Raw genomic sequence first — 14,222 nt, forward strand, 5'->3', positions numbered from 1 at the left:
TTATCCACAGATTTTGTCTTGACTAATAATAATAAGTATTATTATTTTTTTTTTTTTTTAATTAATTAAAGATTAAAACAAATCTAAAAATAAAAAAAATATCTTTTTTTAAGACTTTATGTTTGATATTAACATGTGTTATCTTTAATTAAATATTAATAATATTTTGATTAGTTTATTTTCTTGAAAGGTTTTATTTTATGTTGCGTTTAAATCATTTTGATGTAATTGTTATTGGTGGAGGTCATGCTGGTATAGAAGCATCTATGGCTTCAGCTAGAATGGGCTGTCAAACATTATTATTAACTCAAAAAATTACAGATTTAGGTGTGTTGTCCTGTAATCCAGCTATTGGAGGGATTGGAAAAAGTCATTTAGTGAAAGAAATAGATGCATTAGGAGGTGTGATGGCTCAGGTAATTGATTATTCGGGGATTCAATTTAGAATTTTAAATTCTAGAAAAGGTCCTGCTGTCAGATCTACTAGAGCTCAAGCAGATAGATTGCTTTATAAAAAAAATATAAAAAAATTTTTAACAAAACAAAAAAATTTATTAATTTTAGAAAAAGAGGTAAAAGATTTAATTATTAAAAATTATACTGTGATAGGTATTGTGACACATGACCAAATTAATTTTTATTCAAAATCGGTGATATTAGCAACAGGTACATTTTTAGGTGGGAAAATACATATAGGATTGAATAGTTATTCATCTGGGAGAATGAATGGAAAAGCTTCTGTAGATTTATCTATTCGTTTGAGAGAATTATCTTTGCGAGTGAATAGATTAAAAACTGGTACGCCACCTCGTATTGATATTAACAGTATTAATTTTCATGATTTATTTGTGCAATATAGTGATGTTCCTACACCAGTTTTTTCATTTATAGGAGATGTTTCAAATCATCCTAAACAAATACCATGTTATTTAACACATACTAATGAAAAAACACATGAAATAATACGCAATAACTTACATCAAAGTCCAATTTATGAAGGTTTAATAAAAAGTTTAGGACCTAGATATTGTCCTTCTATTGAAGATAAAATTGTGCGATTTCCTGAAAAAAAATCACATCAAATATTTTTAGAACCTGAAGGGTTATCTAGCATGATAATATATCCTAATGGTATTTCAACTAGTCTGCCATTAGAAGTTCAAGAACAAATAGTACATTCAATAAAAGGTTTGGAAAATTCCAAAATTATTACTCCTGGATATGCTGTTGAATATGATTTTTTTGATCCAAAAGATTTAAAATTAACTTTAGAAAGTAAATTAATTAAAAGATTATTTTTTGCTGGTCAAATTAATGGAACAACAGGTTATGAAGAAGCTGCAGCACAAGGATTATTAGCAGGTTTAAATGCAGGATTAAAATCAAAAAATATTAAAAGTTGGTTTCCTAAACGTCATCAAGCATATTTAGGTGTTTTAGTTGATGATTTAACGACACAGGGTACGAATGAACCGTATAGAATGTTTACTTCACGTGCAGAGTATCGCTTGATATTAAGAGAAGATAATGCGGATTTACGTTTAACTGAAATTGGTCGTAAGTTTGGTTTGATTAATGATGCAAGATGGATACGTTATAACAGAAAAGTATGTAATATTGAAAAAGAAATGAAGCGTTTAAATAATATTAAAATACATCCTATGTCATCTGATGCTAAAATTTTGAATAAATTATGTAATATTAATTTAGTTGAGTCGAAAAGTATAGCTGAATTATTAAAGCGGCCAGAAATTAAATATCAACAGTTAGAACAATTAAGCAATTTTAAAAAAAGTGTGTATGATTTACAAGTAGTTGAACAAATAGAAAATGAAATTAAATATGAAGGTTATATTAAAAGACAATCAGAAGAAATTTATCGACATTTAAAAAATGAAAACACTTTTCTATCAGATATTTTTGATTATCAAAAAATCAAAGGTTTATCTTCTGAAGTCGCTAAAAAATTGAATGATTATAAACCATTATCTATTGGACAAGCATCACGTATTCCTGGTATTACGCCAGCGGCGATATCAATTTTATTAATTTATTTAAAAAAAACCAGTCTTATTTGTGTATAATGATTATAATCAATGTATATTAGGTCATAACTATTTAATAATATCTTTAATTAAAAATTTGATTTTAATTCATTTAAAATACATAATTATTTTCTTTAGAATAATAATTCTTTAAAATTAACTATTTGCTGAATGTATTTTTTTTATTGTATAATTTCTTTAAAATTATATTAAAATTATTAAAAAAGAGAAAAATATGATTTTAGAAAAAATATCTAATCCTCAAAAATATATTAGTCATCATTTAAATCATTTACAAATAGATTTACGTAACTTTCAAATCATTAAACCAGGAACAATGTCTTCTTATTTTTGGGTAATAAATATTGATTCAATAATTTTTTCTCTCATTCTTGGTTGTTTTTTTTTAAGTGTATTTTATATTGTTGGAAAAACAATTCATATAGGTATACCTAATAAGTTACAAGCTGGAATTGAATTAGTTTTTGAATTTATAAATTCGAATGTTAAAAGTATGTATGTGGGTAAAAATACTCTTATTGCACCATTATCATTAACAGTTTTTGTTTGGGTTTTTTTAATGAATCTTATGGATTTAGTTCCAATTGATTTTATTCCTTTAATATCTGAAAAATTTTTTAAATTACCAGCTATGCGTATAGTACCTTCTGCTGATATTAATATTACATTATCAATGTCATTAGGTGTATTTTTTTTAATTGTATTTTATACTATAAAAATAAAAGGATTTATAGGTTTTTTAAAAGAATTGACTTTACAACCTTTTAATCATCCTATATTTTCTATTTTTAATTTTATTTTAGAAATAGTTGCATTAGTTTCTAAACCTATTTCTTTAGGATTGCGATTGTTTGGAAATATGTATGCAGGCGAAATGATTTTTATTTTAATTTCCGGTTTTCTACCATGGTGGTTACAATGTTTTTTAAATGTTCCATGGGCTATTTTTCATATTTTAATAATTTTTTTACAAGCTTTTATTTTTATGGTATTAACTATTGTTTATTTATCGATAGCTTCTCAATCTCATAAAAGCTAAAATTTATTGTAATTTTATTAAAAAATTGGAGTTAATAATGGCAAATGTAAATGGTGACATGCTTTATATAGCAGTAGCTATAATGGTGGGATTAGCATCAATTGGAGCAGCAATTGGTATTGGGATTTTAGGTAGTAAATTTTTAGAAGGAGTTGCTAGACAACCGGATTTAGTTCCATTATTAAGAACGCAGTTTTTTGTTGTTATGGGATTAGTTGATGCTATTCCAATGATCGCAGTTGGTTTAGGTTTATATATGTTATTTGCGGTATCATGATTATGTGTTTTTTTTAAATTTATATAAAATTATATTAAGAAACAAAATTTTGTTGTATTTGTTTGAAATACTAATAAGATCTTTACGTTTTTTTAGATAGCGTAAAGATTAATTTTTATTCGAATGTAAGGGCGCATTACTGTGAATCTTAATGCTACAATTATCGGACAAGCTATTTCATTTATTTTATTTGTTTGGTTTTGTATGAAGTATGTCTGGCCACCTATTATTTTAGCTATTGAGACTAGACAAAAAGAAATAGAAGAATCATTAATAAATTCTAAAAAAGCTAAGGATGAACTAGGTATTATTCAAAAAAAAATAGAACAAAATATTTTAGAATCTAAAAAACAAGCGTCTAATATTTTACATGAAGCAAATAAACAAAAAGTTTTAATATTAGATGAAGCAAGAACAAATGCGTTGTTAGAAAGTAAGAAAATTATTCTCAATGCTCAATCTGAAATAGATGTTAATATTATGAATGCACGTGAAAATTTATATAAAGAGATTGTAGATTTATCAATTTTAATTGCAAGCAAAATTATTAAAAAAAATATTTCTAAAAATGATAATATTCACTTTTTAGATGATCTTGTTGTTTCTTTAAAAAAGGTAAAAAATAATGTCTGTAATAGATACTATTTCTAGACCTTATGCTCAAGCTATTTTTCAAATAGCTCTTCAAAATAATAATATTAAAGAATGGAAAAATATTTTAATTTTTATCAATTTAATTGCTTCTTCAAAAAAAGTTAGCGGTTTTTTATCAGGAGCCCTTTCATCAAAAGATTTAGCATTAGCATTTATTACAATTAGTAATAATATCATAAATGAATGTGGAAAAAATTTAATTAAATTATTAGCTGCAAATCAACGTTTAAATATTATAAATAATATATTAAAACAATTTTTGCTATTAGAAGCTGATTATAAAAATATTTTAATTATTAAATTAAGTACCGCGTTTGATTTACAAGACAAGTATATTATTAAAATACAAAAAATATTAGAAAATTTTTTTTTAAAAAAAACGAAATTATTATTTACAGTGAATCCGCAGATATTAGGTGGTATAATTATTAAAATAAATGATACTGTTTTTGATTTTTCTATTCAAAATCATCTTAAGCAATTGTCTGAAGATTTAAATTTTTAAGAGAATAATACATGCAATTAAATTCTGTAGAAATTAGTGAATTAATTAAAAAAAGAATAGTTCAATTTGAAATTTTTAATCAATCTTATAATGAAGGCACAATTATTTCTGTCAGTGATGGTATCATAAGAATCAATGGTCTCTCTGACGTTATGTTAGGCGAAATGATTTCGTTATCTAATGATGAATATGCAATTGCTTTAAATATAGAACGGGATACGGTTGGAGCAGTAGTGATGGGACCTTACTTTCATATTACTGAAGGAATGAAAGTACGGTGTACGGGTAAAATTTTAGAAGTTCCAGTTGGATCTAATTTACTTGGTCGAGTTGTGAATACATTAGGTTCTCCTATTGATGGAAAAGGTTCAATTAAAAATGATGGATATTTTCCAGTAGAAAATAATGCGCCTGGAGTAATTGATCGACAGTCTATTAATGAACCTATGCAAACTGGTTATAAAATCATTGATGCAATGATTCCTATTGGTCGAGGGCAACGCGAATTAATTATTGGAGATAGACAAACTGGTAAAACAGCACTTGCCATTGATACAATTATTAATCAGAAAAAATCTGGAATAAAATGTATTTATGTTGCTATTGGACAAAAATTATCTACTACCATTGATGTTGTTAAAAAATTAGAAGAAAATAATGCTTTATTTAATACTATCGTAGTAGTTGCTTCCGCTGCAGAGGCTGCTGCTTTGCAATATTTATCACCGTATTCTGGTTGTGCAATGGGGGAATATTTTAGAAATATAGGAGAAGATGTTTTAATTGTGTATGATGATCTTTCAAAACATGCTATTGCATATCGTCAAATTTCTTTATTATTGCGTAGACCACCAGGTAGAGAGGCTTTTCCAGGAGATATATTTTATCTGCATTCTCGTTTATTAGAAAGATCAGCGCGTGTGTCGTTAAAATATATAGAGCATATGAATCAAAATAAAATTTTTCAAAAAAAAACAGGTTCTATTACAGCTTTACCAATTATTGAGACGCAAGCTGGAGACGTATCTGCATTTGTTCCTACTAATGTAATTTCTATTACAGATGGCCAAATTTTTTTAGAAGCAAGTTTATTTAATTCAGGTATTCGTCCTGCTGTAAACCCTGGTATATCTGTATCTCGTGTAGGTAGTGCTGCACAAAGTATGATCATTAAAAAATTGTCTTCTGGTATTCGTACAGCATTAGCACAATATCAAGAATTAGCAGCATTTGCTCAATTTTCATCTGATTTAGATGAAATAACTAGAAAACAATTAAATCATGGTCAAAAAATTACAGAATTTTTCAAACAAAAACAATATAATCCATTATCGATTGCCGAACAAAGTCTTATACTTTTTATTATTGAAAATAATTTTCTTAATGATGTTTCTATAGATCAAATTATGAGATTTGAAAAAGATATATTAGTGTATGCTAAACATTATTATTTTGAAGATATGCAAAAAATCAATTTTAAGGGTCATTTTGACGTTTTTGTAGAAGAAACTTTTAAAAAATTAATTACTAATTTTAAAAAAAATCAATTTTAAAACAAGAGTCATCAATTGAATATGAGAATATAGTGACTAGTACAAAAGAAATTAGACATAAAATTGCAAGTGTTGTTAATACAAAAAAAATTACAAAAGCTATGGAAATGGTTGCAGTATCTAAAATGAGAAAAACTGAAGATAGAATGAAAGCTAGTCAACCATATGCTGATATTATTAAAAAAGTAATTAATCATGTTTTACAAGGTAATTTAGAATATAAACATATATATTTAAAAAAAAGAGTCGTAAAACGTATTGGTATGATTATTATATCTACTGATCGAGGATTATGTGGTAGTTTAAATACTAATCTTTTTAAAAACGCATTATTGAAGATTCAAGAATTTGCTAAAATAAATATTCCATGTGATTTAATATTATTTGGTTTAAAAAGCTTATCAGTATTTAAACTATTTGGAAGTCATATTCTTTCTGAAATAAGTAGTTTAGGAGAATATCCTAGTTTGAATAAAGTAATGAATTCTGTTCAAATAATATTTAATAAATACCAATTAGAACAAATTGATAAAATTTTTATTGCTTATAATAAATTTCATAATAAAATGTTTCAATATCCTCAAATTACTGAATTACTACCTATTTCTAATATGCAATATAAAAATATAAACTGTAAAAATTGGGATTATTTATATGAACCAGAGTCAAAAATAATTTTAGATACTTTATTTAATCGATATATTGAATCACAGGTATATCAAAGTATTTTAGAAAATATTGCAAGTGAACAAGCAGCTCGTATGATTGCTATGAAAAAAGCAACAGATAATAGTGCTGATCGTATTAAAGAATTACAATTAATTTATAATAAAGTTCGTCAAGCTAATATTACTCAAGAATTAACGGAAATTGTTTCAGGTGCATCTGCTATTTCAACTGATTGAAAATTTTTATTTGAGGTGTTAATAAAATAATGGCTACTGGAAAAATTATCCAAATTATTGGGGCTGTAGTCGATGTAGAATTTAATCAAGATGCAGTTCCAAAGATATATAATGCTTTAGAAGTTAAAAAAAAGCATTCTAATCTTATTTTAGAGGTACAACAACAGTTAGGTTCAGGTGTAGTACGAACTATCGCTATGGGTTCATCTGATGGTTTAAAAAGAGGTTTAATAGTTACTGATCTTGGTCATTATATAAAAGTACCTGTAGGAAAAGTGACATTAGGTCGTATTATGAATGTATTAGGGGAAACAATAGATAATAAAGGCGTTTTAAAAAATAAAAATGGATCTGAAATAGAATATTGGGAAATTCATCGCGCTCCTCCAAGCTATCAAGAACGGACTAGTACGAAAGAGATTTTAGAAACAGGTATAAAAGTTATTGATTTAATTTGTCCTTTTGCAAAAGGTGGAAAAGTTGGTTTATTTGGAGGTGCAGGTGTTGGAAAAACTGTAAACATGATGGAGTTAATTCGGAATATAGCTCTTGAACATTCTGGTTATTCAGTTTTTACTGGTGTAGGAGAAAGAACTAGAGAAGGGAATGATTTTTATCATGAAATGCAAACTTCTAAAGTTTTAGATAAGGTAGCGTTAGTATATGGTCAAATGAATGAACCTCCTGGGAATAGATTACGAGTAGCTTTTACTGGTTTGACTATCGCAGAAAAATTTCGTGATACAGGAAAAGATGTATTATTATTTATCGATAATATATATCGTTATACGTTGGCAGGTACTGAAGTTTCTGCTTTACTTGGTCGAATGCCATCAGCAGTAGGTTATCAACCAACGTTAGCAGAAGAGATGGGTTTGTTTCAAGAAAGAATTACATCAACTCAAAAAGGTTCAATCACTTCTATTCAAGCAGTCTATGTTCCTGCGGATGATTTAACAGATCCTTCACCTGCTACAACATTTGCTCACTTAGATTCTACTGTAACCTTGAGTCGTCAAATAGCATCATTAGGAATTTATCCGGCTATTGATCCTTTGAATTCAACAAGTCGTCAATTAGATCCTTATATAGTAGGCGATGAACATTATGAAACAGCATTAGGTGTTCAATCGATATTACAAAGATATGAAGAATTAAAAGATATTATTGCTATTTTAGGAATGGATGAATTAGCTGAACAGGATAAATTATTGGTTTCAAGAGCACGAAAAATACAAAGATTTTTCTCTCAACCATTTTTTGTAGCAGAGATTTTTACTGGTTTTCCAGGTAAATATGTGTCATTAAAAGATAATATTCGTGCTTTTAAAGGAATAATTGAAGGTGAATTTGACTCTTTACCTGAGCAAGCATTTTATATGGTAGGCGCTATTGAGGATGTGATAGAAAAATCAAAAACATTATAATATTAAAAAAATAAATTGGGTATTTTATGAGTTTTTATTTAGATGTTGTTAGTTTAAAAGAACGTATTTTTTCAGGTTTAGTAAAAAAAATACGAGTCACTGGAAGTGAAGGTGAATTAGGTATTTATCCAGGACATACTCAATTGTTAAGTATTATTAAACCAGGAATGATATATATACATCACACAACAGATAAAAAAGAAGAATGTATTTATATATCAGGAGGAATATTAGAAATACAACCATCTGTTGTATCTATTTTAGCCGATATAGCTATTCGTGCTGTTAATTTAGATCGTAATCGTATTTTAAAGAATAAACATAATGCTGAAAAAGATATCAAAAACCAAAATAAAAAAATAAAAAAAGATGATATTTTATTAACAATTTCTCAAGAAATTGCAAAATTACGTGTACTTGAAATGATGGATAAATGCAAATAATAATTCATCTTTCGCGGCTGGTTTTGTCCTGCCGCAAATATTAAAAAATATTATATTTAAAACATTAAATATCAATATTTTTTGCTTTTAGTGCATTTTCTTGTATAAATTTTCGTCGAGGTTCGACGGTATCTCCCATTAAAGTATTAAATAAATTATTTGCTGATATCGCATTTTGAATAGTCACTTTTAACATATTTCTAGTTTTAGGATTCATTGTTGTATCCCATAATTGTTCTGGATTCATTTCTCCTAAACCTTTATATCGTTGTATAAATAAACCACGTTTAGATTGTTTCATTAACCATTTCCAAGTATTTTGTATATTATCTATTTTATAGATTATTCCTGATTTTTCTACTGTAAATTTATCAAAAGAGTATTTTTTAAAATTTTCACCTAAAGTAGTAATTAATGAATATTCTTTACTTATTAAAAATTCTTCTTTAAATTTATATATTTTATGATATGCATATCTAGATATTTTTATACTCGGTTCATATTTATTATTATCAATATTTTTTTTAATTTCATAAGAATATATGCAATTGTTTGTATTATATTTATTTAGTTTTTCTACTAATTGATAAATCCAATTTTTTACTGTTATAATATTTTTAAAATTATTTAAATGATCGTGATAAATTAATTCATTTAAAATGATTTTTGGGAAATTATATTTACTATTTTTCATGATTTTTTTAATATGATCATAATCATAAATAATTTTTTTAAATTGTTTAATGTTTTTATTATTAAGATCATTATTATTTTTCAAGATAATATCTTTTAATGCATTTTTTATTTGATATTGATTCATTTCTTCATCATTTTTAATGTATTTTTCTTTTTTCCCTTTTTTTAATTTATATAATGGAGGTTGTGCAATATAAATGTATCCTTTTTCGATAAGTTGAGGTAATTGACGATAAAAAAAAGTTAAAAGCAGAGTGCGAATATGTGCTCCATCAACATCAGCATCAGTCATTATGATAATATAATGATATCTTAATTTATCAATATTGAATTCATTTTTTCCAATTCCACATCCTAATGCTGTGATAAGCGAAGCTACTTCTTGAGAGAGAATCATTTTATCAAATTTTGATTTTTCAACATTTAATATTTTTCCTTTTAAAGGAAGAATAGCTTGATTTTTACGATTTCTACCTTGTTTTGCAGATCCACCTGCTGAATCTCCTTCTACTAAATAAATTTCTGAAAATTTAGGATCGTGTTCTTGACAATCAGATAATTTTCCAGGTAAAGCACCTAGATCTAATATATTTTTTCTTTTATTAATTTCTCTTGCACGTTTTGCTGCCTCTCTTACTTTAGCTGCATTAATAATTTTTTGAATGATTAATTTAGAATCAGTAGGATTTTCTAAAAGATATTCGATTAGATTTTCATTAATTAATGATTCTATAGCTGACCGTGCTTCAGAAGAGACTAGTTTATCTTTAGTTTGAGATGAAAATTTTGGATCAGGAATTTTAATTGATATAATAGCTGTTAATCCTTCACGTGTATCTTCTCCGATAATAGTTATTTTGTTTTTTTTATTATATCCCTCTTTTTCAATATGTAAGTTTAATGTTCGTGTCATTCCAGAACGAAAACCAGCTAAATGTGTTCCGCCATCTTTTTGAGGTATATTATTAGTAAAACATAGTATGTTTTCTTGATGAGTGTGATTCCATTGTATAGCTACTTCTAATTCTATATTATCTTTTTTAGATTTAAAATAAAATATTTTTGGATGAATTAGTGTTTTTTTTATATTTAAGAATTTTATAAATTCTTTAATACCGCCTTTATAATGATAACAATTTTTAATATTAGATCTATGATCTTCTAAATAAATTGTGATGTTTGAATTAAGAAAAGATAGTTCACGTAAACGCTTAGATAAAATTTCATATTGAAATTTTGTATTATTAGTAAAAGTTTTATAACTAGGCCAAAATCTTATATATGTGCCAGAATGATGACTTGAACCAATAATAGAAAGAGGATTTTTTGGTTTTCCATTATAATAAATTTGTTGATATTGATTATTGTTTTTATAAATTACTAATTCTAATTTTTCTGATAGAGCATTGACAACTGATATTCCTACACCATGTAATCCTCCTGATATTTTATATGAAGAATTATCAAATTTTCCACCAGAATGTAAAACTGTCATAATTACTTCTGCTGCTGAAACTTTTTCTTCAGGATGAATATCAGTAGGAATACCTCTACCATCATCTTCGACAGATACGGAATTATCTGCATAAATTATCACTTTAATTTTTTTACAGTAACCTGATAATGCCTCATCGATAGAATTGTCAACTATTTCAAAAACCATATGATGTAATCCGCTTCCATCATCTGTATCTCCAATATACATTCCTGGTCTTTTGCGAACAGCATCTAGTCCTCTTAAAATTTTTATATGAGAAGAGTTGTATGTATAATTCATAGTTTTCCTATAATTTTTTAAGTAAAATAAGACATATTAAAATTATTTTTTAATATTTTAATAACATCACTATGTATATAGTTGAAGCATCATGTTCTGCTTCAATTTGAATTGAATTATTAGAATTATTGAGAAATAAAAGAATATTTTCACTACTAATAGAATTTAGTATATCTAATATATAATAAACATTAATTGATATTTTTATTGAAGGACCAATATAATTTATATTAAATGTATCTTTTGCTGTTTCTTCTTCTTGATTATCAGATAATACTTTAAATTGGTTATTTTTAATATATATCTCTACTCCACAAAATTTTTCATGTGTTAAAATAGAAGCACGTAATAGCGATTGTTTTAATAATGCACAATTTAAAATAATACCATTGTTTTTTTTTTTTAAAAATAAACCATTATAATTAGGAAATTTTCCTTCGATTAATTGTGCAGTAAATACTAATTGTTCTATATATATTCTAATACTATTTTTACCAATTAAAATTTTTATTAATTGTCTAGAAATATTTAATAATTTATATAATTCTATAATTCCCTTTCTTGTCATGATGATTGAAAAAGATTCTATTTTTTGTTTTTTTGTTAAAAGAGTATGGGTCATTCCCAAACGATAGCCGTCTGTAGCTACCATATACAATGAATTATTTATTATTTCTAATAACATACCATTTAAATAGTAACGTACATCTTGTTTCCCCATAGAAAAATGAGTTTTTTCTATCATTTCTTTTAAAATATTTGAATCAATATAAAATTCTGAAATATGATGAAAATTATTATGATTTGGAAAATTATCAGCCGGTAAAGTTCTTAAGATATATTGACTGGTATCAGAAATTATATGCATTTTATTTGCATGTAATTCTATATTTATATTTGATGAATTTAACGAATTTCGGCAGATATCTAAAAGTTTTCGACTAGAAACAGTAGTATTTCCTGATACATAATGTTTGATTAATTTAATATTTGCGATTAATTCTATTTCTAAATTTGTTGTAGTTAATGACAAGATATCATCTTTAATAGAAATTAATATGTTTTCTAATATAGGAAAAGAAATATTTTTTGTGATAAATCGGTTTATTTTTTGTAAATTTTGAGTAAAAATTTTATTGTTTATATTAAATTTCATATGATCACATTGATAAAGTGTTAATTAAATTTAAAAAATCTTTTTTAATTTCATTACTTTCTGTTATTAATTGTTCGATCTTACGACATGCATGTAATACTGTAGTATGATCTCTTCCATTAAAAGAATTTCCTATTTCGGGTAAACTATGACAAGTTAATTTTTTTGCCATTGCCATAGCAATTTGTCTTGGACGCGCGATTGAACGCGAACGTTTTCTAGATAATAAATCACTAACTTTAATTTTATAATATTCTGCAACTGTTTTCTGAATATTATTAATAGTAACAAGTTTTTTTTTGAGAGCAAGTATATCTCTTAGCGCTTTTCGAGCAAAATCTACAGTAATAGTACGATGAGTAAAACGAGAATTAATAATTACTCGATTAAGAGCACCTTCTAATTCACGGACATTAGAACTTAAATTTTGAGCAATAAATACAGCAACTTCATTAGATAAAGTGATATTTTTTTCATCAGCTTTTTTAATCAGAATAGCTACTCGAGTTTCTAACTCTGGTGGATCTATAGCAACAGTTAAACCCCAACCAAATCTTGATTTTAGACGATCTTCAACACCATTAATTTCTTTAGGATAACGATCAGAAGTTAAAATAATTTGTTGATTTCCTTCTAATAATGTATTAAATGTATGAAAAAATTCTTCTTGTGAACGTTCTTTATGTGCAAAAAACTGAATATCATCAATAAGTAATACATCAACAGAACGATAGTATAATTTAAATTTTTCAATAGAATTATTTTTTAATGCTTTTACCATATCTTGAACAAAACGTTCAGAGTTAATATAAATGATTTTAATATTATATTTATGTAATAAAATTCCATTTCCTATAGCATGTAGTAAATGAGTTTTACCTAATCCTGTTGCTCCATATAAAAATAACGGATTATAAGAATGACCAGGTTTTTTAGCTACTTGAAATGCTGCAGATCGTGCTAGTTGATTAGATTGTCCTTCTACAAAATTTTCAAAATTATGTTTGTTGTTAATATTAGAATGATAAGAAATATTTTTAAATATTGGAATATTATTCCAGATTAATTTGTTATCTGTATTAAAAGTATTGTTTAAAATGTTGTTTTTTAAATGTTTCTCTTTATAAATTTGATATATTTTAAATTTAATTAATGGAGAATTAGAACCACAAAAATCTTGTAGTATTTTTTTTAAATGAATTAAGTATTTATCTTGTACCCAGTCTAAAACAAATTCATTCGGAGCATATATTTCTAAGATATTATTGTTTAGTTTGGCTTTCAGAGAGCGTATCCACATACTAAACTCTGTGGTAGAAAGCTCATCTTGTAACCGGTCAAGACACTGTTTCCAAATACAAAGTGACACGGTAGACTCCAAGATCGAACAAAATTAATAAAAATAAAATTTAAAATATTTTTATTTCTTATATATTGATGTTGATATATATAATTTTACACAAAACATTAATATAAAATTGTATGTTTTTATATTAAAAGTTATACAATCTAAGATTGGTGAATATACTGAAAAAGGATATAATATATTATTGAGATATTTTATTTATCTAAAGAAGTGATTTTAGATGCACTTTTATTATTAATAAAAGTATATTCATCATAACAGAATACAAAATGAAAAATATTTTTTTTATATAAATTCATTCTAAATATATTGTTATAATTAAATATTGTTATAAATATTTTTATATATATCTATTTTA

Annotated in this window: 12 protein-coding genes; 9 read left to right on the forward strand and 3 right to left on the reverse strand. The window is 25.6% G+C overall.

What is annotated here, in order from left to right; all coding sequences use genetic code 11:
• Positions 1–200 precede the first annotated feature (200 nt).
• From mnmG to BUAMB_RS00045, 9 genes are all read left to right on the forward strand, one after another.
• Entirely contained in the window at positions 201–2,084 is a 1,884-nt protein-coding gene (mnmG, locus tag BUAMB_RS00005; RefSeq protein ID WP_014499741.1) for a tRNA uridine-5-carboxymethylaminomethyl(34) synthesis enzyme MnmG, read from the forward strand.
• A gap of 196 nt (positions 2,085–2,280) precedes the next feature.
• Positions 2,281–3,105: a F0F1 ATP synthase subunit A gene (gene atpB, locus BUAMB_RS00010; protein WP_014499742.1), complete on the forward strand. Its 825-nt coding sequence runs from the start codon at positions 2,281–2,283 to the stop codon at positions 3,103–3,105.
• Positions 3,106–3,142: 37 nt separating this feature from the next.
• The gene (atpE, locus tag BUAMB_RS00015) at positions 3,143–3,382 is read left to right on the forward strand and encodes a F0F1 ATP synthase subunit C (protein ID WP_014499743.1); all 240 of its coding nucleotides are present in this window, start codon (positions 3,143–3,145) and stop codon (positions 3,380–3,382) included.
• A 141-nt stretch (positions 3,383–3,523) separates the two neighbouring features.
• On the forward strand, positions 3,524–4,033 hold the full coding sequence (locus BUAMB_RS00020) for a F0F1 ATP synthase subunit B (RefSeq protein WP_014499744.1): 510 nt from the start codon (positions 3,524–3,526) through the stop codon (positions 4,031–4,033).
• Complete coding sequence (locus BUAMB_RS00025; RefSeq protein ID WP_014499745.1) at positions 4,008–4,541, forward strand: F0F1 ATP synthase subunit delta; 534 nt, start codon at positions 4,008–4,010, stop codon at positions 4,539–4,541. Before BUAMB_RS00020 ends, BUAMB_RS00025 begins: the two co-directional genes overlap by 26 nt.
• Positions 4,542–4,552: 11 nt before the next feature.
• The gene (gene atpA / locus BUAMB_RS00030) at positions 4,553–6,094 is read left to right on the forward strand and encodes a F0F1 ATP synthase subunit alpha (RefSeq protein WP_014499746.1); all 1,542 of its coding nucleotides are present in this window, start codon (positions 4,553–4,555) and stop codon (positions 6,092–6,094) included.
• Between the two features lie 32 nt (positions 6,095–6,126).
• Positions 6,127–6,999, forward strand: coding sequence for a F0F1 ATP synthase subunit gamma (atpG, locus tag BUAMB_RS00035; RefSeq protein WP_014499747.1), 873 nt, complete (start codon positions 6,127–6,129; stop codon positions 6,997–6,999).
• A gap of 29 nt (positions 7,000–7,028) precedes the next feature.
• Positions 7,029–8,426 carry a F0F1 ATP synthase subunit beta gene (gene atpD, locus BUAMB_RS00040; RefSeq protein WP_014499748.1) on the forward strand — a complete coding sequence of 466 codons (1,398 nt, stop codon included), beginning with the start codon at positions 7,029–7,031 and terminating at the stop codon, positions 8,424–8,426.
• A gap of 26 nt (positions 8,427–8,452) precedes the next feature.
• A complete protein-coding gene (locus BUAMB_RS00045) occupies positions 8,453–8,869 on the forward strand; it encodes a F0F1 ATP synthase subunit epsilon (RefSeq protein ID WP_014499749.1) in 417 nt (138 codons plus the stop codon).
• A gap of 64 nt (positions 8,870–8,933) precedes the next feature.
• Here the strand turns inward: BUAMB_RS00045 and gyrB are convergent, their stop codons facing one another.
• Genes gyrB through dnaA form a run of 3 tightly spaced genes read right to left on the reverse strand, consistent with a single transcriptional unit; the run spans position 8,934 to position 13,798 of the window.
• Positions 8,934–11,342 (reverse strand): DNA topoisomerase (ATP-hydrolyzing) subunit B, encoded by a 2,409-nt coding sequence (gene gyrB, locus BUAMB_RS00050; protein WP_014499750.1) that lies wholly within the window; start codon positions 11,340–11,342, stop codon positions 8,934–8,936.
• A gap of 49 nt (positions 11,343–11,391) precedes the next feature.
• A complete protein-coding gene (gene dnaN, locus BUAMB_RS00055) occupies positions 11,392–12,498 on the reverse strand; it encodes a DNA polymerase III subunit beta (RefSeq protein WP_014499751.1) in 1,107 nt (368 codons plus the stop codon).
• Positions 12,499–12,502: 4 nt separating this feature from the next.
• A complete protein-coding gene (gene dnaA / locus BUAMB_RS00060) occupies positions 12,503–13,798 on the reverse strand; it encodes a chromosomal replication initiator protein DnaA (RefSeq protein ID WP_430393306.1) in 1,296 nt (431 codons plus the stop codon).
• Between the last annotated feature and the right edge of the window lie 424 nt (positions 13,799–14,222).

The organism is Buchnera aphidicola str. Ua (Uroleucon ambrosiae), assembly GCF_000225465.1.
Taxonomy (GTDB): Bacteria; Pseudomonadota; Gammaproteobacteria; order Enterobacterales; family Enterobacteriaceae; genus Buchnera; species Buchnera aphidicola_B.